The following is a 20,864-nucleotide window of genomic DNA, read 5'->3' as shown; positions in this document are numbered from 1 at the left end:
GGCGAGGAACGTCAAAACAACTCTATGCCGTCATCCGCGGCCTCGATCGCCACGACACGCGTGGTCGCAGTCGATGCCAGCCCAAGCGTCTGCAAGAATTCGCGGTGGACGTCCCGCTCGCGCTCCATCGTGTAGCGCACGAAGAGATCGTCCAGCATCGCCTGATCCTGCACCTCCGGCTGCGGCGGCTCCGCACCGGAGCTGGCGGTCTCGAGCCGCGTGGCAACCGCGGGCAATGTTGCAGAGCCCTCGCCGAGCGTGGTCATCTGGCCCTGCGCGGAGTTCATCAGGCCTTCGAATTCCGCGCCCTCGTCGACGAGGCGCCTCATCAGCCTGTCGAGCCGCTCGTTGCCGACCTCTACCTCGCGGAGCGCCTGGAGGATCTGCGGCTCGAGCTTGGCAAGCTGCGCGGGATCGCCCTGCACACGGAGCTCTCTCAGCTCTTTTGCCGAACGCTCGATGCCGTCGAGCACGGGCCGCAAGCGCGCTGCGCCCGCAGAGACCTGATCGGCGGTTGCCTTGAGCTCGTTGGCGATCACGACGAAGGCGCTGCCGCGGCTGCCGAGATGGCTCGCCTTGAGACCGGCATTCATGCCGATCAGCGTGATGTCGACGGTGGCCTCGGCGAGCCCGGCAATGGCCTCACGAAACTTCGTCAGCGTGTCCTCGACGATGGCCAGCGCCTCGTCGACCGCGCGGCCGGCGCCTTCGCAGGTGGCAATCAGGGTTGAGGCATGGGCGAGCGTCTGCTTGATGCGCGTCAGGAATGACGACGAGCCGCCATCCTCCCCGCCGAACAGCGTGCGGCCATGACGGACCACGCTGCCCGCGTCATGCAGGATGGCAGTCAGCGCGCGGACGATCTGGCCGATATCGCCGCCGAACTCGCGCTGGGCGTCCCTGAGCAACGCCGCCTGCAACTGGCAGATCGCGCGCGCACCGTCGTCGCTGGCGACTGCACCGGGAACGAGGCTCGGGCCGGTTCCCGCCGCAAGGCCGAGACCGTGACAGACATGCTCGAGGCGCTGACGCGTGCTGTCACCGGCTTGCAACGAGATGATCGCGCTGCCGACCGCCTCGGCGATCTTCCTTGTGCTGGCGCTTGCGAGGTCAGCGAGCTGCCTGCTGTTGCGGCGCTGGTCGCGCAATCCGGAATAGGCCGCGCCGAGCTCGGCGCTTTCCGACACCAATTGCTTTCCGTAGCGGCTCTCGAATTCCTTCTGCCGGCCGGACGCCGTGGCAACCGCTTCTGACAGCCCCTGCTGGTCTTTCGCGCAGCCCTCGATCGAGCCCTGCACAGCCTTGCCGAGGTCATAGGCCTCCTGCGTGAAGGCGAGAAAGCCCTCGCGATCGCCGTCGAGCGAGGCCGCCTCGATCCGGGCGCTGCGCGCGATGATCGTGATCATCCCGATATGCTTGAACAGCGGCTTGAGCAGCGCGGACGCTTCCGCCGTGCTGGTGCCGATCGTGGCCAGCAGCGCGCTCTCGGCCGGCAGCGCCTCTGCGAGCTCGCTAAGCCGCGCCGAGATCTCCTGCAACGCGGTCGCGGCGCCCTCGATCTCGGCGCCGGAAAGCTCCTGCGAGAGCGTCGCGAGGCCCTGGTTCAACTCCCCAAAGATGAGGTGGCCGCGCCCGAGCTCCTGGCCGACCCGCGCGAACACGTCCTCGATCCGCGACGAGACCTGTTCGATCGCGACGGTCGCCTCCGTCAGCGTGTTGGCGGGAATGGCTGACATGACGATCAACCTGCCGCCGCCACGTGCCCGGTCTGGTACCAGAGCATGATCTCGCGCGGGATCAGGTTCAGCGAGACGACCTTCTCCACGCCGCCATGGGCGATGGCTTCCTTGGGCATGCCGAACACCACGCAGCTGTCCTCGTCCTGCGCCCGCGTCGCGGCGCCGAGCCTGCGCATCTCCAGCATGCCGCGCGCGCCGTCGTCGCCCATGCCGGTCATGATGACGCCGAGCGCATTGGCGCCGGCATGCTGGGCCGCCGAGCGGAACAGCACGTCGACCGACGGGCGATGCCGCGACACCGGCGGGCCGTCCTTGATCGCGATCTGGTAGCGCAGGCCGATGCGCTGCAGCAGCATGTGACGGGCGCCCGGCGCGATATAGGCCCAGCCAGGCAGCACGGTCTCGCCATCCTCCGCCTCCTTGACGTGGATCTGGCAGACGCCATCGAGACGCTTGGCGAAGGCCGCGGTGAAGCCGGCCGGCATGTGCTGGACGATCACGATCGGCGGACAGTGCGGCGGCAACATCTCGAGCACGTCGTTGAGCGCTTCGGTCCCGCCGGTCGAGGCTCCAATGCACACGATGCGTTCCGTCGTCGGCCGCACCTTGCCCTGCACCGGCGGGGGGATGATAGCGTCGGCCGTCAACTTCTTCTCGATCACCCGTCGTTCCGTCCGCGGCCGCACACGTGCGCGCGCCGCCGACTTCACGGCTTCGCGCAAACGCGTCGAGCATTCGAGCAACGCCTGTCGCGTGTCGATCTTAGGCTTGGGAACGATGTCGACGGCGCCGGCCTCGAACGCCTCGAACATCACGTTCGAGCCTTCCTCGGTGAGCGAAGAGCAGATGATGACCGGGATCGGCCGCTGCGCCATGATCTTGCGCAGGAACGTCATGCCATCCATGCGCGGCATCTCGAGGTCGAGAATCATGACATCGGGAATCTCGTCCTGGAGACGCTTTGCCGCCACGAACGGATCGGACGCCGTGCCCATCACCTCGATATCCGGATCCTCGTTCAGGATCGTCTGAAGGATTTGGCGCACCGACGCCGAATCGTCCACGATCAGTACGCGAACTTTCTCCCTCGGCATGTTGAACGTGCCCCCAATCAGACTTGGAAAATGGTCGGCTGAACCTGCTTCAGCCCCGGAACGGCACTGTGAACCATCGACTCGGAGTGTCCGACCAGCAAATATCCTCCCGGACGCAGATGATTGCAAAGCTGCTCGACGACCTTTCGCTGCGTCGGCTTGTCAAAATAGATCAGCACGTTGCGGCAGAAGATGATGTCGACGTCCCGGTCTACCGGATAAGACGTATCCATCAGGTTCATCCGCATGAAATGCGTCATCCGCCGTAATTCCGGCACCACCCGCACCTCGCCGCGCGCCTTGTCCCGCGACGACAGGAAATAGCGCTTCACGAAGGGCTCGGGCACTGGCGCGAGGACGTCGCGGGTATAGATCGCGGTTTTGGCGAGACGGAGCACCGCCGTCGAGATATCGGTTCCGAGAATGCGGTACTGGAAGCGCGAGCCGTTCCGCGTCATGTCGTCCAGCACCATCGCGGTGGTGTAGGCTTCCATCCCCGTGGAGCTCGCTGAACTCCAGATCTTCAGGCTGGCACTGTTGCGCCCATGCAGCTTGAGCAAGGCCGGAATCGCGACGTCGCGCATGAAGGCAAAGTGTTGCGGCTCGCGGAAGAAATCGGTCTTGTTGGTCGTCACCACGTCGATGAGATGCGTGAGCTCGGTGTCGAAATGCTCGGCCTCGAACAGATTCTCGACATATTCGTTGAGGTCTGAGAAATTCAGCGCACGCACGCGCTTGTGCAAGCGTCCTTCCAGCATCAGCCGCTTGCCCTGCGGCAGCTTGATGCCGACCTGGCCCTCGATCAATTCGGCGATGGTCCGGAAGTGGCGGTCCGACAGATGGACGGCCGTATCCTGTACGGCGGGCATCATCGCTGCATGCCCCCATCCGGGATGGCCGCCGCCTGCACTGAATGTCGGGCCGAACGGGCCATCTTGAATCCTACGCGTTTGCGCTGGTCAACGAGGAAAGATCGGCCCGCTGGTGAATGGCAGGCCGATCCCTTGGAACGGTCTTAGCGCTGGAATTCGGCGTCGCGATCGTCTTCGCCGTCGTTCAGGTCGAAGGCAAAGCCGCCGCCGGCAGCAGCCTTCATCGCGCGCGCCGGTTTGGCCTGCGGCTTACGAGCCGGTCGCTCGGCCGCCGCCATGGTGGCCGCCTTGGCGCGCAGTTGGTTGACGGCGCGATCGATCGGCGCCGGAGCCTGGCTCTTCACGCCCTGATTGATCCGGAAGTAGGCAATGGTCGACTGGAGCTGCTCGGCCTGCGAGGCGAGTTCCTCCGAAGTCGAGGACACCTGCTCGGATGCGCTGGCATTCTGCTGGCCGACCTTGTCGAGCTGCTGAATGGCCTGGTTGATCTGGGCCGAGCCGACGTCCTGCTCGCGGCAGGCCGCGGTGATCTCTTCGACCAGTTCCGCCGTCCGCTTGATGTCGGGGACGAGCTTGGAGAGCATGGAGCCCGCTTCCTGCGCGACCTTCACGGTTTCGGCCGAGAGCGTGCCGATCTCGGCGGCGGCCGCCTGGCTGCGCTCGGCGAGCTTGCGCACTTCGGAGGCGACCACGGCAAAGCCCTTGCCGTGCTCGCCGGCGCGCGCGGCCTCGACCGCGGCGTTGAGCGCTAGCAGGTCGGTCTGGCGCGCGATCTCCTGCACGATCGTGATCTTCTCGGCGATGGTCTGCATCGCGTTTACGGCGCGGCCGACCGCGGCACCGCTCGCCTCGGCGTCCTTGGCCGACTGCGCAGCGATCTTCTCGGTCTGATTGGCGTTGTCGGCGTTCTGCTTCACGTTCGAGGCCATCTCCTCCATCGAGGACGAGGCCTCCTCGGCGGACGAGGCCTGCTCGGTGGCGCCCTGCGAGAGCTGCTCGGCGCTCGCGGAGAGCTCCTGGCTGCCCGCCGAGACGTTCTGCGCGGCGGTTAGGGCTTCCGACACGATCTGGCGAAGCTTCTCCACCATCCGTTCGAGCGCGAGGCCGAGCGTATCCTTGTCCGACAACGGCTTGGCTTCGACCGTGAGGTCCCCCTGCGCGATCTTGTTGGCCAGCGCGGCCGTCGCATTCAGGTTCACCGTCATCGCGTTCAGCGACTTGATGAGATCGCCGATCTCGTCATTGCTGGAGGACTCGATCTTGTGGCTGAGATCGCCGATCGCCACGGCGTCGGCAAGGCCCACCGCCTGGGCCAGGGCGCGGCTGATGCTGAGCGCGATCCAGGTCGCCGCGACCACCGCGATCAGCAGCGAGGCGATGACAAGGCTCATCAGCAGCATCTCGGCGCGGGCGCCGTCCTGCCTGGCCTGCTCAGCCTGCTCGGTCATGTTCTTCTTGTTGTTCTTGATATAATTGTCGGCGGCCTCGATGGCGTCCGCGACGACCTTGCGGCCGTCATGCATGGAGCGATCCAGCGCCTTCAGCTTGTCGGTTTTCGCGAGTCTGACTGTCTCTTCCTGATACGCATTCAGCCTGGCGAAAGCAGCGGAGAAACTCTCCATCAGTTTCTTGCCGGTTTCGCTGACGGCAGCAGCCTGAATTTCGTCCTTGCTCTTGGTCAGGGCATCGCGATTCTTGGCGAGATCGGCCACGAATTGCTCGTATTCGACGTCCGAGGTTGCAAGAATCGAGTTTTTCTCCGAACGCACCATCATGAGGATACCCTCCTTGAGGTCCGCGGCCTTCTCCATGCGGCCCGAACGAGCGAGCAGGAGTTCGGAGGAATTGACCATGTCGGCCAGCTTCAGATATCCGACCGCGCCGGCGATCATGGAGAGCAGGATGACGACGCCGAATGCGCTGGCAAGCTTGGCCTTGACGGTGAATCTCATGTCAGTCTCGTTGGTTCGAATTAAGGTACTTACGCTTGCTCACGCACTTACAAACTCAGGCGGCGCGGGACGAATCCGCGGCCACGTCACGTCCTTCCGGGATCTCGTCATTCGCCATCAGCTTGGCGAGGTCGAAGATCACCACGAATTTCTCGCCCTTGCGGCCGATGCCGGCGGCATAGTCGGACTGCCATTTGCCGCCGACCTCGGGGATCGGCTCGATCGCCTGCTCGTCGATGTCGGTGACCTCGAACACGCAATCGGCGACGAAGCCGACGCCGACCAGGCGGTCCTTCATCGGCACGTCGAGGATGATGATGCGAGTCGCCTCGGTCGCGGCCACGGCCGGAAGGCCGAGCTTGGTCCTGAGGTCGACGATCGGATAGCCGGCCCCGCGCACGTCGATCATGCCGAGCAGGAAGTTCGGCGCATGCGGCAGCCGCGAGATCGGCCGCATGTCCAGGATCTCACGAACGTTGCGGATGCTGATGCCGAACGTCTCGCCGGCGAGCCCGAGCGTCAGATATTGCGAGGTTGCGGCCATGATGCAGTCCACTCGGTCAGGTGTATCCGGGAAGCGGGTCCGGCAGCGGCCGGACACGCTGGTTAGCGCTGGAATTCCGCGTCGCGATCATCGTCGGCATCGTCCATGTCGAAGGCGAAGCCGCCTCCGCCGCCGGCAACTTTCAGAGCCCGCGCAGGCTTCGAGGCGGGCTTCCTGTTGCCGCGATCGGCCGCTGCCATCTTGGCCGCCTTGGCGCGCAGCTGGCCGACGGCATGCTCGACCTCCGCATGCGCCGGCTTCCCGTGACGCGCGGTTTGCTCGATCCGGAAGAACGAGATGGTCGACTGCAGCTGCTCGGCCTGAGAGGCGAGCTCTTCCGATGTCGATGACACCTGCTCGGAGGCGCTGGCGTTCTGCTGGCCGACCTTGTCGAGCTGCTGGATCGCCTGGTTGATCTGCGAGGCGCCGACATCCTGCTCTCGGCAGGCTGCGGTGATCTCCTGGACGAGATCGGCGGTCTTCTTGATGTCGGGCACGAGCTTTGACAGCATGCCCCCCGCCTCCTGGGCGACCTTCACGGTCTCCGTCGAAAGCGTCCCGATTTCAGCCGCAGCCGCCTGGCTGCGCTCGGCAAGCTTGCGCACCTCGGAAGCAACCACCGCAAAGCCTTTGCCATGCTCGCCGGCGCGGGCGGCCTCGACCGCGGCGTTCAGAGCAAGCAGGTCGGTCTGGCGGGCGATCTCCTGGACGATGGTGATCTTCTCGGCAATCGTCTGCATCGCCTGCACCGCACGGCCGACCGCGGCACCGCTGGCTTCGGCGTCCTTGGCCGACTGCGCTGCGATCTGCTCGGTCTGGTTGGCGTTGTCGGCATTCTGCTTCACGTTGGAAGCCATTTCCTCCATCGACGAAGAGGCTTCCTCCGCCGACGAGGCCTGCTCGGTCGCGCCCTGCGACAGCTGCTCGGCGCTGGCGGAGAGCTCCTGGCTGCCGGCCGAGACGTTCTGGGCGGCGGTGATCGCTTCGGTCACGATCTGCCTGAGCCGCTCAACCATCGTTTCCAGCGCAATGCCGAGCTTGTCCTTGTCGGAAAGGCGCTTGGCTTCGATCGTGAGGTTGCCCTGCGAGATCTCGTTGGCGATCTCGGCGTTGGCATTCAGGCCAGTGATCATCCGCTCCAGCGCGATGCCGAGGACATCCTTGTCGGACAGACGTTTGGCTTCCACGGCGAGGTTGCCCTGCGCGATCTCGTCGGCGATTGCCGCGGTCGCATTCAGGTTCGCAGTCATCCCGTTCAGCGATTTGACGAGATCTCCCACCTCGTCATTGCTCTTGACCTCGATCTTCTGTCCGAGGTCGCCGATCGCGACGGCGTTTGCGAGACCGACGGCGCGCATCAGGGAGCGGCTGATGCTCAATGCAATGAAGGTGGCGGCGGCAGCGCCGAGCAGCAACGAGACGATGACGATGCTAATCAGCACCGTCTGCGCGCGGCTGCTCTCCGCGCGGGCTTCATCAGCCCGATCCGCCATCAGCTTCTTGAGGAATTCGAGATACTCATCCAGCGCGTGACTTGCTTCGGTCACGGCGCGGCGAACCTCGCCGCTCGACAGCTCCATTGCCCTTGCCTTGTCCGAGCGGGCCAGTCTGAGAACTTCGTCTTCGGCGGTGTTCAGCGTCGTGTAAAGCGTGGAGAATCGGTCGAGCATCTTGCGTCCGGTCTCCGTGGCCGTCGCGTAGATCCCGTCCTTCGTCTTGACCAGTTCCTCGCGGAGCCTGCGGACCTCGGCGCTATATCGCTCCACATCCGCATCCGACTGCGCCAAAATGGCGTTCTTCTCGGCTCGCACCTGCAGCAGCAAGCTGCGTTCAAGCTCGCCGGCCTTGCTCGAGCGCCCCGCGGCCCCGATCACGACCTCGGTGGTCGCAGCCAGATCGCTGAGCTTCAGATATGCGATGCCTCCCGCGATCATCGACAGCAGGAGGATGGCACCGAATGCACACGCCAGCTTGGCCTTGATGGTGAATCGCATATTCCTATTCCTTCGGGGTCCATCCCCGGTTTTTGTTGTTGGAAGGTGAGCCATACGGACCGCACCTCCCAAACCGTCTACCGCTGGAATTCCGCGTCGCGCTCGTCGCCGCCGTCTTCCATGTCGAATGCGAAGCCGCCACCGACCACCTTCTTGGCCCGTCCGGTCTTTGCCGGGGCTTTGTTGCCCCGCTCGACCGCTGCCATTTTGGCCGCCTTGGCCCGCAACTGCCCCACCGCCCGGTCAACCTCCTCGGCCGGTACCTTGGTCTTGCGACCCGAATCTTCGATTCGGAAGAAGGAGATCGTGGACTGTAACTGCTCCGCCTGAGACGCGAGTTCCTCGGACGTGGAGGACACCTGCTCGGAGGCGCTGGCGTTCTGCTGACCGACCTTATCGAGCTGCTGAATCGCCTGGTTGATCTGAGAGGAGCCCACATCCTGCTCGCGGCAGGCTGCGGTGATTTCCTGCACCAGTTCGGCAGTCTTCTTAATGTCGGGGACGAGCTTGCCGAGCATCTCGCCCGCTTCTTGAGCGGCCTTGACGGTCTCGGTCGAGAGGGTGCCGATTTCGGCGGCGGCTGCCTGGCTGCGCTCGGCAAGCTTGCGCACCTCGGAAGCCACCACGGCGAAGCCTTTGCCGTGCTCGCCGGCGCGGGCCGCTTCCACGGCCGCATTCAGGGCGAGCAGATCCGTCTGGCGCGCGATCTCCTGGACGATCGTGATCTTCTCGGCGATCGTCTGCATGGCGCCCACCGCGCGGCCGACGGCAGCGCCCGATGCCTCGGCATCCTTGGCCGAGCGGGCGGCGATGGCCTCAGTCTGGCTGGCATTGTCGGCGTTCTGTTTCACGTTCGAAGCCATTTCCTCCATCGAGGAAGAGGCTTCCTCCGCCGAGGAGGCTTGCTCCGTGGCACCCTGAGAGAGCTGCTCGGCGCTGGAGGACAGTTCCTGGCTGCCGGCCGAAACGTTCTGCGCGGCAGTCAGGGCTTCGGAGACGACCTGTTGCAGCTTCTCGACCATCGCGTTGAGCGACCTGATGAGGTCGCCGATCTCGTCGTTGCTGGCGGACGGAATGGTTTGCGTCAGATCGCCCTCCGCAACCGCGCCCGCAAGTCCGACCGCGCGGCTCAAGGAACGGCTGATGCTGAGGGAGATCCAGAGCGCAGCAAGAATCGCCACGATCAGGGAGATGCCGACGAGCACCAGCACGATCATCTGACCGCGGCTTGCTTCGGCGCGTGAGGCCTCGGCCTCGTCACCCAAGGCTTTGCGCGTATACGCGAGGTAGGCGTCGATTGCCTCCACGGCTTCCGAAATCGCCTTGCGACCCTCGTGGATCGTTCGATCGGCCGCGCGGGCACGGTCCGTCTTGATCAGCTTGATCGTCTGGTCCTGCTCGCTGTTCAGCTTCTCGTAGGTCGCTGCATATTTTTCGAGAAGCCGCTTGCCGCCCTCGCTGGCGATGGCGTGAACCTCATCGCGCATCTTGATGTTGGTTTCGCGAAGCTTGGGGATCTCGGCCACGAATCCGTCGACATCGTTGTCCGGAGCGATGATCGCATTCTTCTCGGCGCGGACCTGGGCCATCAGATTGATCTCGATCTGGGCAGCCTTCTGCATACGCGCGGCGCGCCCGATCAGATTCTCCGAGCTGACAATCATGTCGGTGAGCTTGAGATAGGCTACGCCGCCCGCGACCATCGACAAGACGATGATCGCACCAAAGGCACTTGCCAGCTTCGCCTTGACCGTAAATCTCATGTCCAGCCCCTACCCGGTCTCGCCCCCGAGACCCCGTTTAATTCAGGATGCGTTCCATGTTGGGAACGATGACGAACTCTTCACGCCACTTCGCGATGAAGCGGATGAACTCCGGCTTCCAGTGCATGCCGACGCGCGGCGTCTGCTGCACGTCGGTCTGCGATATCTCCGTGACCTCGTAGACCTTGTCGGCGGTGACGCCGACCAGCACCGGCTCGCCGTCGAGCTGGAGCTCGATGACGACGATGCGGGTCTCGGCAGAGTCGTCGAGCTGCGGCATGCCGAAGCGGATGCGCAGGTCAGCGAGGGGAATGACGTTACCGCGCACGTTGATGACGCTGGGAACGAAAGCCCGCGCGCCCGCCACTTTCGTCACCGGCACGGGATCGATGATCTCGCGCACGAGCCCCGCATCGAGCGCAAATTTCTCCTCGCCGAGGCCGATCATCACGACCTGCATCGCGTCGGCCTGCTGTTCGCGCGCCAATCCGTCGTTCATCACGCCGCCTCGCTGATGTGCTGCTTCTCGACCCTCGACTGCGCCAGCGCGACGAGCTGCGCGACGTCGAGGATCAGCGCCGCCGTGCCGTCACCCAGGATGGTCGCGCCGGAGAAGATCGTGACGTCGGAGTGCAGCTTGGAGAGCGATTTGATCACGGTCTGGTGGTTGCCGATGATCTGGTCGGCGACCAGACCGACATGGGTCTCGCCGGTCGAGATGATGATGGTCTTCTGATGCCGGTCGGGCGTGCCCGACGCGGTCATGATCTCGCGCAGGCGCAGGAACGGGACGAGGTTGCCGCGCACGTTGAGGAAGTTGCGGCCGCGGGAGCGCTCGTCCTCGGCCGTCAACTCGATGCATTCCTCCACCGCCGACAGCGGAATGATGTAGCGGCCCTCGCCGACGCGGATCAAAAGGCCTTCGATGATCGCAAGCGTCAGCGGCAGGCGCAGCGTCACGGTCGTGCCCTGGCCCGGCTTGGTCGACAGGTCGATCGTGCCGCGCATGTTCTCGATGGTGCGCTTGACCACGTCCATGCCGACGCCGCGGCCTGACAGCGCCGAGATGGTCTGTGCGGTCGAAAAGCCCGGGTGGAACAGGAACTGGTGGATCTCGTGGTCGGTCAGCACGGCGCCGGCCGCGATCAGGCCCTGCTCTTCGGCCTTGGCGCGGATGCGCGCAGTGTTGAGGCCACCACCATTGTCCTTGACGGTGACGAGCACCTGCGCGCCGGAATGAACGGCAGCGAGCTCGATCCGGCCCTGCTCGGTCTTGCCGTTGGCGGAGCGGGTCGCGGTGTCCTCGATGCCGTGGTCGATGGCGTTGCGGATCAGGTGCACCAGCGGATCGGCCAGGCACTCGATCATGGTCTTGTCGAGCTCGGTGTCCTCACCCGAGGTGACGAAATCGACCGGCTTGGACAGATCGCGGGACAGATCGTGCACCAGGCGGCGGAAGCGACCGAACAGCGAGCCGATCGGCACCATGCGCGCGCCCATCGTGGTGTCGCGCAAGGACGAGGCGAGACGCTCGATTTCCTCGGCGATCATCTTGATCGAGAGATCGGAGCCGGAGGCGGCGAGCTGACTCAGCCGCGCCTGGGCGATGACGAGTTCGCCGACCCGGTCCATCAATTCGTCGAGGCGCTCGGCCTGGACGCGGACGGTGGCGATGCCGCGATCCTGCTTAACTTCGGACTTAACTTCCGATTTGGCTTCGGACTTTGCTTCCGGCTTTGACTCGGACTTCAACTCGGGCTTTGCGACGGGCTGCTCGACGGCGGGCGCAGGAACAACTTCGACCACCGGCGCCGGCATCTCGGCTGCCGGGGCCGGCTCCTCATCAAGGAGCTGGAACACCGGCGCAGGCGCGGGCGCCTCGACCTGCTCGAGTGGCGACAGCGTCAGCTTCATCTCGTCCGAGACGAACATGAAGACGTCGTCGATCGCGTCTTTGGTGCAGGCCGCGTGCAGCTTGACGTCCCACTTCAGATAGCAGTCTTCGGGCTCCATCTCGTCGAGGAACGGGATGCCGTCGGTCACGGGAACGACGAAGCACGGGCCGAGCTTGCAGAGGTCTTCCAGCAGGTCGAGCGGGTTCGAGCCATTGCGGAGGATGTGGGATTCGAATTCCAGATAGAGATGCCAGCCGGCCTGCTGGCTCTCGGCCGGCGCGAGCGATGGCGCCTCGGCGACCACGACCACCGGGACGACGGCCTGATCGGGGAAAACGTAGCGCTTGAGGTCGTCCAGAATGCCTTCGCCGATGATGTCGTCGGTCGACTGCGGATCCTCGATCAGGGCGCGGATATAGTCCTTGGCGGCGAGCGCGACCGAGATGAGCTCCTGGGTCGGCTTGATCTCGCCCTTGCGGACGCGGTCGAAGGCGGTCTCGAATTCGTGGGTGAACGAGGCGACCTTGTCGAAGCCGAACATGGCGCCCGAGCCCTTGATCGTATGCAGGGCGCGGAAGGCCGAATCGACCAGCTCGCGGTCGTCGGGACGCTGGCCGAGATCGAGCAGCGCCCCTTCCAGGACCTCGAACAGCTCGCTGGCTTCCTGGCGAAAGACCTCGGTCGGGTCCATCGTGCTCATGCACGCACCAGCTTGCCGACGACAGCGAGCAGCTGCTCGGGCTTGAACGGCTTGGTGATCCAGCCGGTGGCGCCCGCGCTCTTGGCCTCTTGCTTCACCGTGTCATTCGACTCGGTGGTCAGGAACACGATCGGCATGCCGACCGCGCTCGGCAGCTTGCGCAGCGCCCGGATCAGCTCCAGCCCGTTCATGACAGGCATATTAAGGTCGGTGATGACGAGATCGAGCTTGCCGGCCTGAGCCTTGGCGAGCCCTTGCGCGCCGTCGCCGGCCTCGATCACGTTGTGACCGGCCGGCTCGAGCACGACCTTGATCATCTGGCGGATGCTGGGGGAGTCGTCGACCGTGAGAATCGTGGCCATTAGATGCCATCTTTCTTTTGCGGGAAATGCTGATCGATCATCGCATCGCTGGCGAAGCCGGCGCGGCGAAGGGTGTTACGCAAAGACTGGGAAAAGGATGTGAGCACCACCGGGCGGCCCTGGGCATCGCCGGTCTTGGCAGCTGACAGCAGAAGCTGGATCGAGGTCACGTCGGCCTTGTCGACGCTCGAACAGTCGATCTCCAGCCGGTCCTGCCGGCCGAAAGCTTCGCGGATCAGATCATAGACACTGCGGATCGCAGCAATGCTGCAGTCGGCAGGCAGCCGCAGGGACCACTTCGACTCCGTAGCATCAGACGACATTCGTCCCCCAAATTTCCTCAGGATGCGCTGCACGCGCGACGCGAATCCCGCGCGACGACTATTCGTTATGGAGAGTGTTCAAACCCCTAATGGGCACCCCCGTACAACTACGGGTCACATATCGAATAACTTCGCGTCCGCATGCATCCGTGCATAGCCCGCTCAAATCTCATGCGTTGTGCGCAGTCTTGAGTCAGTTCGCCGCAGGCGAAACGTTTGCTTCGCGTTAAATCGCAACGGCTACTTGTTGAGGTCATGCTTCGCCATCCGAACAGTCCGGCCGCCGATGCTGACCCAAGCGCTTCTGGTTGATGACAGCCGCTCTGTCCTCAACTTCCTGACACGTCATATCGAAGCGGACGGCCTCGTCGAGGTCACGAGCTTTCTCGACCCCGTGGACGCGCTGGCTTGTGCGCGCGAGCGCGTGTTCGATCTCGTGCTGGTCGACTATGAGATGCCGCACATGGACGGCATCAGCTTCATCCGCACCTTCCGCACGTTGCCCGGCTGCGCCGATATTCCGATCGCGATGATCACCTCGCGCCAGACCGACGACGTGAAGATGGAAGCGCTGCAGGCTGGTGCAACCGATTTCCTGCCGAAGGCACCGCAGAGCGTCGAGATGACGGTGCGCCTCCGGAATTTGGTGCGCCTTGGTGCAGCCGTGCGCAAGCAGAACGACCGCGCTGCCGATCTTGCGAGTGCCGTCGCGGCAGCAACCCGGAAACTCGGCGAGCGCGAGGAGGAGATCATCCTGCGGCTGGCGCTCGCGGTCGAATACCGCGACAACGACACCGGCGAGCACACGCTGCGGGTTGCCCGCTACAGCCGTATCATCGCCGAAGAGCTCGGCCTGCCGCCCCGCCTCTGCCGCGACATCTATCTCGCCGCGCCCCTGCACGACGTCGGCAAGGTCGCCATTCCCGACAAGATCCTGCTCAAGCCCGGCAAGCTCACCGACGAGGAGATGGCCGTCATCCGCACCCATGCGACCATCGGCGAGAGGATCCTGGCGGACTCCAGCTGCGAGCTGATCCAGCTCGGGGCGCAGATTGCCGCAGGCCACCATGAGCGCTGGGACGGCGCCGGCTATCCGAACGGCCTGAAGGCGGAGGAGATACCGGTTGCCGCCCGCGTGGTGGCGGTCGCCGACGTGTTCGACGCCCTGACGACACGGCGGCCATATAAAGAGCCGATGCCGCTGGACGTCGCCCGCAACTATCTGGTCGAGAACCAGGGCCGGCAGTTCGACCCGGCCTGCGTCGAAGCCTTTCTGTCGCGCTGGAGCGAGGTCGTGGAGATCGCCGCCGGGCAGCAGGTGACGCCATTCCAGAAAACCGAGGCCACACTCGTTCCTGATATAGAGAGTGCGGCTGAGAGCCGTCCGGTCCAGGCCATTCCGGCCGACTGACCTCGTCAATCCGGGCAAGAGCTTGCCGCAGCTCTGTTTTCTCCGGCCGCCGGTTTGAACCTGTTGCTGCTAAAGTGGCACCAATAACCAAGAGTGATTCTGGTCACACATGCCTGGGCGCTCCGATGCTAAGCATTGGATCAGGGCGGGGACCGGCAGAGTATCGGTCGAACGGAATGAGAATACCCATGAGAAGCCTGATCGGCGCCGTTGTCGGCGCGTTTTGTGTTGCCGCACCCGCCTTGGCGGAGACCCCGGCCGCGATCATCGAGGACGTGCAAGGCAAGGTCGACGGCATCGCCTTCATGGACTATGTGGCGCCGGGCAAGATCATCAAGCTCGGCCCGAAGGCGAGCGTGACGCTCAGCTATCTCAAATCCTGCGTCCGCGAGACCATCAGCGAAGGCGTCGTGCTGGTCGGCGCCGAGCAAAGCACCGTGCAGCTCGGCGACGTCAAGCGGGAAACGGTCCCCTGCGACACCAATGCGGTAAAGCTGTCCGAGCGCGAGGCCAACCAGAGCGCCGCCACCACGTTCCGCACCATGCGCTCGGATGCCAAAGGTGGCGTGCCTGCCAAGCTGCCGACGCTCTACGGCACGGCCCCGCTGGTGCAGGCCAAGAGCGGCAGCACGCTCGTGATCGAGCGCACCGACGGCAAGGAGCCCAGCATCAGCATCCCGCTCAAGAGCGAGATCATGGTCGGCGGCAAGTTCTATGACTTTGCCAAGGCTGGCAAGTCGCTGACGCCGGGCGGCAGCTATCTCGCCATTCTCGGTGCCAAGCGCTATGCCTTCCAGGTCGACGCCAGCGCCACCTCGTCGCCGACGCCGATCGTCGGTCGCCTGCTGCGGCTCGAATAGGCGGCCTGGCGACAGGGCGATGCGGCGGATCGGTGGGCGGGACATCGTTGCGGCGATCCTGATTGCGCTCCTTGCGGGCGCGATCTTCACGTCTCCACCGCTTCAGGCGCTGCAAGGCCTCTCACTCGACATCCTCACGGCGCTGCGCGGCTGGCTCGTCCCCGAACACCGCGATCCCTTGACATCACCGGTCGTCGTCGTGGCCATCGACGGCGAGACCTACGACACGCCGCCCTTCAGGGGATCGCCGACGCAGACCTGGACACGCGAGATCGGCCGGGTGCTCACCGGCATTGCCGACGGCGGCGCCAAGGTGATCGGCTACGACGTCATCTTTCCGAGCTCGATCGAGCAATCGGAAATTCCCTTTGGCGACGCGCCGCTTGGCGCGCGCATGAGGGGATTTGACCGGGATTATCTCATCGCCCTGCGCAAGCTTTCCGATAACGGCAAGCTGGTGCTTGGTGAGATCCTCAGCAATGACCATCCGGATGTGCCTTACCTCGCACAGCGCCTTGCGGTGAAAAACAATGTCCGCGCCCTCAACGTTCATACCGACACAGACGACGTGATCCGGCGGATGCCTCTGAGCTTCTCTGTCGGCGGCAAACAGGTGCCCGCCATGGCCGTCGAGCTGGCTGCTCATGCACTCGGTGCAGAGCCGCAGACCGGTCCGTCCGGCGCAACGATCTTGTCCGGCTATGCCATCCCAAGCACAGTGCCGAACACGCTGACCCTCAATTACCGTGGCATGGGTCGCGACGTGCCGACCTATTCTTTCGCCGACCTGCGGGCGTGCCTAGAAAAGGGCGACAGCGACTTCTTCCGCCGTGCCTTTAACGGCAAGGTCGTGCTGCTCGGCACCATCCTCAATTTCGAGGATCGCAAGCTGACGTCGATGCGCCTCTCAGGCGGCTATGATGGAACGTCGGCCGCCCGATGTGCCCAGCCCGCCCCGAAGAGCAGCGCGCAGAAGGCGCGTAGCGACGTCGCGGGTGTGTTCGTGCATGCCGCTGTGGTCCGAAATCTGATCGAGCACGACGCCGTCACCGAGCTCGGCTTTCCCACGCGGACCATCCTCACGGTGTTGTTTGCCGCCGCGATCGCTTTCGCAGCCTGCATGCTTGCACCGGGCGGTGCGCTGATCGCCTGGTTCGCTCTGGTAGCCGTTTATACGGCCGTTGCCGTCGGCGCGTTCGTCCACGCTCTGGCGCTGCCGTTGACCGAGCCTGCGCTCGCAAGCCTTACCGCGCTCGCGATGATGACCAGCTACCGCTTCGTGCTGGCCGATCGCGATGAGCGCTTTCTACGCAAGAGCTTTGCCTTCTATCTCGCGCCCGAAGTGATCGACACCATGGTCGCCTCCGGCAAGATGCCGGCGCTCGGCGGCGAGATGCGCAACGTCACCATGTTCTTCTCCGACCTCAGCGGCTTCTCTTCCATTGCGGAGAAGATGACGCCGGGCGAGCTGGTGACGCTGATGAACGAATATCTCTCGGCCATGACCGATATCATCGAGGGCCACGGCGGTTATGTCGACAAATATATCGGCGATTCCATCGTCGCCATGTTCGGCGCGCCGGCCGACGATCCCGCCCACGCGCGCAACGCGGTGCGCGCGGCGCTGAAGTGCCACGACAGACTGGCCGAGCTCAACGCCAACCACCCCGCCTTCGCCGGCCACGGCCTGTCGCACCGCATCGGCCTCAACAGCGGCGAAGCCGTGGTCGGCAATATCGGCTCGCGCCGCCGCTTCAACTACACCGTGATGAGCGACACCGTGAACGTCGCCTCGCGCCTCGAAGGCGCCAACAAATATTACGGCACCGCGATCATGGCCTCGGAAACGACCATGGCGCAGAGCGGCGACGCTTTTGCCTGGCGTGAGCTGGACGCAATCCGGGTGATGGGCCGCGGCGAGGCGATCAGGGTATTCGAGCCGCTCGCCGAGAAGGGCGCGGAGAGCAGCGAGCAGACCAAGGTAGCGGCCGCGTATACGGAAGGGCTGGCGTGCTGGCGCGCGCGGACGTTTGCGAAGGCGGCAGAGGCGTTCGAACGAATGGCGAAAGTTGACCCGGCGTCAGCGCTGTTCGCAAAGCGCGCGAAGGCGCTCAGCGCAAATCCGCCGCCACCGGACTGGACACCGGTCAATATCCTGGAAGGGAAGTAGCCCGGATCTCGCGGCGCTCTCGGCACCGCTAAAACGGCAATCCTACATAATTCTCCGCGAGCAGGCGCTGCGCCGTCTCGGACGACAGCAGATAGTCCAGCTCCGTCTGTTGCAGCCGGTCCTCATATTCGAGCCGGTCGGGAAACCGATGCAGCATCATCGTCATCCACCACGAAAAGCGTTGCGCCTTCCAGATCCGGGCGAGCGCCTTGGCGGAATAGCCTTCGAGGCCGGAATCGTCGCCGTGCTGATAATGCGCGAGCATGCCGTGGTAGAGATAGTAGATGTCGGACGCCGCGCTGTTCAGCCCGCGCGCGCCGGTCGGCGGCACGATATGGGCGGCGTCGCCGGCGAGGAACAGGCGGCCATAGCTCATCGGTTCGGCGACGAAACTGCGCAGCGGCGCGATGCTCTTCTCGATCGACGGGCCCGTGATCAGGCGGCCCGCGACCTCGCCCGGCAGGCGACGCTTCAACTCGGCCCAGAACGCTTCGTCACTCCAGTCCTCCACCTTGTCGGTCAAGGGCACCTGGATGTAGTAGCGGCTGAGCACCTGCGAGCGCAGCGAACACAGCGCGAAGCCGCGCTCGTGCTTGGCATAGATCAGCTCCGGCGACACCGGCCTGGTGCGCGACAGCACGCCGAGCCAGCCGAACGGATAGACCTTCTCGTATTCGCGCAGCACGTCGTTCGGGATCGACCTGCGGCTGACGCCGTGGAAACCGTCGGCGCCGACAATGTAGTCGCAATCGACACGGATGATCTCGTCGTTCGACCGATACGTCACGTACGGCCGGTCCGAGGCCAGATCATGCGGCGTCACATCTTCCGCATTGTGCACGACCTTGCCGCCGAGGCGGTCACGCGCCTCGTAGAGATCGCGCGTCAGCTCGGTCTGGCCGTAGACCAGCACCGAATTGCCGCCGGAATGCTTGTGCAGGTCGATGTGGGAGAGCTCCCCGTCATGAGCGATCTCGAATCCGCCATGGATCTCGCCCTCGCGGTCCATCCGCTCGCCGCATTGCGCCTCACGCATCAGCTTGGCAAAGCCATGCTCGAGCACGCCGGCGCGGATGCGGGCGAGCACGTGATCGCGGCTGTATTTCTCCAGCACGATGGTGTCGATGCCCTTCAGGTGCAGGAGCTGGGACAGCAGCAGCCCGGATGGCCCACCGCCGATGATGCAGACCTGAACTTTCATTTTTGCGTCCTCCCGTCGGCACTTTTTTGCAGATCAGGCCGAGCAAACCGATGGAGGCTTTCGCCTTTGTCTTGTACAATTCGAACATGAGAGCCGCAGCCCCCGCCCCGGCGATCCGGGTCTACAATCTGTTCGGCGAGTCCGGCGACCTGCCCGACGTCGTGCATTGCGAGACGATTGCGTCGCGCTCGGTGCTGCACGACTGGACGCTGGCCGTGCACCGGCATGCCCGGCTGCATCAGGTGCTGCTGATCGAGCGCGGCGGCGGCGAGGCGACGCTCGACGGACGCGTGGTGCCGCTCAAGCCGATGCAGATCGTCAACGTACCGGTCGGGCACGTCCACGGCTTCCGTTTCGTGCCCGACACGCAAGGCTGGGTGCTGACCATCGCCGCCGAGATGCTGGACGAAGCGCTGCTCGCCGCCGAAGGGCTGCGCGGCGCCCTGTCGCGATCGGCCGTGGCGCGCGGCACGCCGCAGATCCGCGCGACCATGAAGCAGATTTTTGCCGAGCACGCCGCGCGCGATTTCGGCCGCGCCCATGTGCTGCGCGCGCTGTCCGGGGCAATGATCGGGCTGGTCGCCCGCGCGCTGACCAGCGAGAGCGGCGGCAGCGGCACGGCGGAGAGCGGGCTCTTTCGCCGCTTCGAGGCGCTGCTGGAGCAGCATCATTTGGAACGCTGGAGCGTTGCGGATTACGCAGGCGCGCTCTCGATCACGCCGACCCATCTCAACCGGGTGACGCGGGCGGCGACCGGCGACACCGCCTCGCATTTGATCCTCAATCGGCTGATCCGCGAGGCAAGGCGCAACCTCGTCTATACCAATCTGCCGATCTCGACGATCGCCTACGCCCTGGGCTTCGAGGACCCCGCCTATTTCAGCCGCGTCTACACCGCCGCCACCGGCCTGTCGCCGCGCGCCTTTCGTGCACAGCTCATGCGCTACGAGCCGAATCGGCTCCGGTAGTCCTGCGGTGTCGCGGCCAGCACGCGCAGGAAGCTGCGGCGCATGGTCTCCTCCGACCCGAACCCGCAGCGCCGCGACACGCTCTTCACAGGCAGGCGAGTCTCCGACAGCATGCGCCGCGCGGCTTCCACCCTCAATCGCTCGACGGCGCGCGCCGGCGTCTGCCCGGTCGCTCTCGCATAGTGCCGGCTGAAGCTCCGCTCGCTCATGCCGGCCTGCCTCGCCATTCTCGACAGCGACAGCTCGCCCGAGAGGTGCCGGCCAATCCAGTCGTGCAGCGCACCGAATTCATCCTCGGCCGATTGCAGCGACAGCGCCTCACTGAATTGCGCTTGTCCGCCAGGACGCTTGAGGAAGACGACCAGATAGCGCGCCACTGCCAATGCCGTGGCCCGGCCCAGATCCTCTTCCACCAGAGCCAGTGCGAGATCGATGCCGGAGGTCACGCCGGCGGACGTCCAGACGGCGCCGTCGCGCACGAAGATCGGATCGGCCTCGACGCGCACCGCGGGAAAACGCCGCGCAAGCTCGGAGCAATACGACCAATGTGTTACCGCGCGCCGCCCGTCGAGCGTGCCCGAGGCGCCGAGCAGGAACGCGCCGGTGCAGACCGAGGCGACACGGCGCGCCTTCTTCACGCGCCGCCTTAGCCAGGCCAGCAGCACCGGATCGGCGACGGCGAGATCGACGCCCGGGCCACCCGCGACCACGAGCGTATCCAGCGCGCTCGTGCTGCGCGGAAGCGGCTCGGTTGCGATCTCCAGTCCCGACGAGGCCTGAACGCGCGAGCGGTCATTCGCAACCACGCGCAAGGCGTAGGGCGCGGTTCCGCCGGCCTGCACGATCTGCTCGTTGGCGGTCGCGAACACCTGAAGCGGTCCCGTCACGTCGAGCAGCTGCACGGCCGGATACGCCAGCATTTCGATGACGCGAACCGCGTCGGTCCGCGCGGAGGGAGGAGACGCGGGCAAAACGCGATCTGGCGGGAAACGAGGGGACTTTGGCATTATCGCCAT

The 20,864-nt window shown here is 64.9% G+C and carries 17 protein-coding genes; 4 read left to right on the top strand and 13 right to left on the bottom strand.

Annotation, left to right across the window (positions count from 1 at the left end; translation table 11 throughout):
• Window positions 1–11: 11 nt before the first annotated feature.
• From HYH08_RS18940 to HYH08_RS18890, 11 genes are all read right to left on the bottom strand, one after another.
• Window positions 12–1,736 (bottom strand): chemotaxis protein, encoded by a 1,725-nt coding sequence (locus HYH08_RS18940; protein WP_220011305.1) that lies wholly within the window; start codon window positions 1,734–1,736, stop codon window positions 12–14.
• Window positions 1,737–1,741: 5 nt separating this feature from the next.
• Window positions 1,742–2,833 (bottom strand): protein-glutamate methylesterase/protein-glutamine glutaminase, encoded by a 1,092-nt coding sequence (locus HYH08_RS18935; protein WP_220011304.1) that lies wholly within the window; start codon window positions 2,831–2,833, stop codon window positions 1,742–1,744.
• A gap of 17 nt (window positions 2,834–2,850) precedes the next feature.
• Complete coding sequence (locus tag HYH08_RS18930) at window positions 2,851–3,705, bottom strand: CheR family methyltransferase (RefSeq protein ID WP_220011303.1); 855 nt, start codon at window positions 3,703–3,705, stop codon at window positions 2,851–2,853.
• A 143-nt stretch (window positions 3,706–3,848) separates the two neighbouring features.
• Window positions 3,849–5,657 carry a methyl-accepting chemotaxis protein gene (locus HYH08_RS18925; RefSeq protein WP_220011302.1) on the bottom strand — a complete coding sequence of 603 codons (1,809 nt, stop codon included), beginning with the start codon at window positions 5,655–5,657 and terminating at the stop codon, window positions 3,849–3,851.
• A 55-nt stretch (window positions 5,658–5,712) separates the two neighbouring features.
• Window positions 5,713–6,201 carry a chemotaxis protein CheW gene (locus HYH08_RS18920; RefSeq protein WP_220011301.1) on the bottom strand — a complete coding sequence of 163 codons (489 nt, stop codon included), beginning with the start codon at window positions 6,199–6,201 and terminating at the stop codon, window positions 5,713–5,715.
• A 62-nt stretch (window positions 6,202–6,263) separates the two neighbouring features.
• Window positions 6,264–8,195, bottom strand: coding sequence for a HAMP domain-containing methyl-accepting chemotaxis protein (locus HYH08_RS18915; protein WP_220011300.1), 1,932 nt, complete (start codon window positions 8,193–8,195; stop codon window positions 6,264–6,266).
• A gap of 77 nt (window positions 8,196–8,272) precedes the next feature.
• On the bottom strand, window positions 8,273–9,958 hold the full coding sequence (locus HYH08_RS18910) for a methyl-accepting chemotaxis protein (protein ID WP_220011299.1): 1,686 nt from the start codon (window positions 9,956–9,958) through the stop codon (window positions 8,273–8,275).
• A 37-nt stretch (window positions 9,959–9,995) separates the two neighbouring features.
• Window positions 9,996–10,457 (bottom strand): chemotaxis protein CheW, encoded by a 462-nt coding sequence (locus HYH08_RS18905; RefSeq protein ID WP_220011298.1) that lies wholly within the window; start codon window positions 10,455–10,457, stop codon window positions 9,996–9,998.
• Window positions 10,457–12,553: a chemotaxis protein CheA gene (locus HYH08_RS18900; RefSeq protein ID WP_220011297.1), complete on the bottom strand. Its 2,097-nt coding sequence runs from the start codon at window positions 12,551–12,553 to the stop codon at window positions 10,457–10,459. The genes HYH08_RS18905 and HYH08_RS18900 overlap by 1 nt, the downstream gene beginning before the upstream one ends.
• Window positions 12,550–12,915 (bottom strand): response regulator, encoded by a 366-nt coding sequence (locus HYH08_RS18895; protein ID WP_008142319.1) that lies wholly within the window; start codon window positions 12,913–12,915, stop codon window positions 12,550–12,552. The genes HYH08_RS18900 and HYH08_RS18895 overlap by 4 nt, the downstream gene beginning before the upstream one ends.
• A complete protein-coding gene (locus HYH08_RS18890; RefSeq protein WP_220011367.1) occupies window positions 12,915–13,238 on the bottom strand; it encodes an STAS domain-containing protein in 324 nt (107 codons plus the stop codon). The genes HYH08_RS18895 and HYH08_RS18890 overlap by 1 nt, the downstream gene beginning before the upstream one ends.
• 286 nt (window positions 13,239–13,524) lie before the next feature.
• Here HYH08_RS18890 and HYH08_RS18885 point away from each other — a divergent pair, with 286 nt between their 5' ends.
• The 3 genes from HYH08_RS18885 to HYH08_RS18875 all read left to right on the top strand — a co-directional run bounded on the left by HYH08_RS18885 (window position 13,525) and on the right by HYH08_RS18875 (window position 17,679).
• The gene (locus tag HYH08_RS18885) at window positions 13,525–14,649 is read left to right on the top strand and encodes a response regulator (protein WP_220011296.1); all 1,125 of its coding nucleotides are present in this window, start codon (window positions 13,525–13,527) and stop codon (window positions 14,647–14,649) included.
• 188 nt (window positions 14,650–14,837) lie between these two features.
• Entirely contained in the window at window positions 14,838–15,509 is a 672-nt protein-coding gene (locus tag HYH08_RS18880) for a hypothetical protein (protein ID WP_220011295.1), read from the top strand.
• Window positions 15,510–15,528: 19 nt separating this feature from the next.
• The gene (locus HYH08_RS18875) at window positions 15,529–17,679 is read left to right on the top strand and encodes an adenylate/guanylate cyclase domain-containing protein (protein WP_220011294.1); all 2,151 of its coding nucleotides are present in this window, start codon (window positions 15,529–15,531) and stop codon (window positions 17,677–17,679) included.
• A 28-nt stretch (window positions 17,680–17,707) separates the two neighbouring features.
• On the opposite strand, the gene pobA is transcribed toward HYH08_RS18875, so the two are convergent.
• A complete protein-coding gene (pobA, locus tag HYH08_RS18870) occupies window positions 17,708–18,880 on the bottom strand; it encodes a 4-hydroxybenzoate 3-monooxygenase (RefSeq protein ID WP_220011293.1) in 1,173 nt (390 codons plus the stop codon).
• Between the two features lie 50 nt (window positions 18,881–18,930).
• On the opposite strand from pobA, the gene HYH08_RS18865 reads away from it, so the two are divergent.
• Complete coding sequence (locus HYH08_RS18865) at window positions 18,931–19,848, top strand: helix-turn-helix domain-containing protein (protein ID WP_220011292.1); 918 nt, start codon at window positions 18,931–18,933, stop codon at window positions 19,846–19,848.
• Here the strand turns inward: HYH08_RS18865 and HYH08_RS18860 are convergent.
• On the bottom strand, window positions 19,824–20,774 hold the full coding sequence (locus HYH08_RS18860; protein WP_502788339.1) for a GlxA family transcriptional regulator: 951 nt from the start codon (window positions 20,772–20,774) through the stop codon (window positions 19,824–19,826). The genes HYH08_RS18865 and HYH08_RS18860 overlap by 25 nt on opposite strands.
• Between the last annotated feature and the right edge of the window lie 90 nt (window positions 20,775–20,864).

Source organism: Bradyrhizobium sp. BR 10289, assembly GCF_019455385.1.
GTDB lineage: Bacteria > Pseudomonadota > Alphaproteobacteria > Rhizobiales > Xanthobacteraceae > Bradyrhizobium.
Note: the sequence above shows the minus strand (reverse complement) of the source record. Positions and strands in the feature narration are given on the sequence as shown.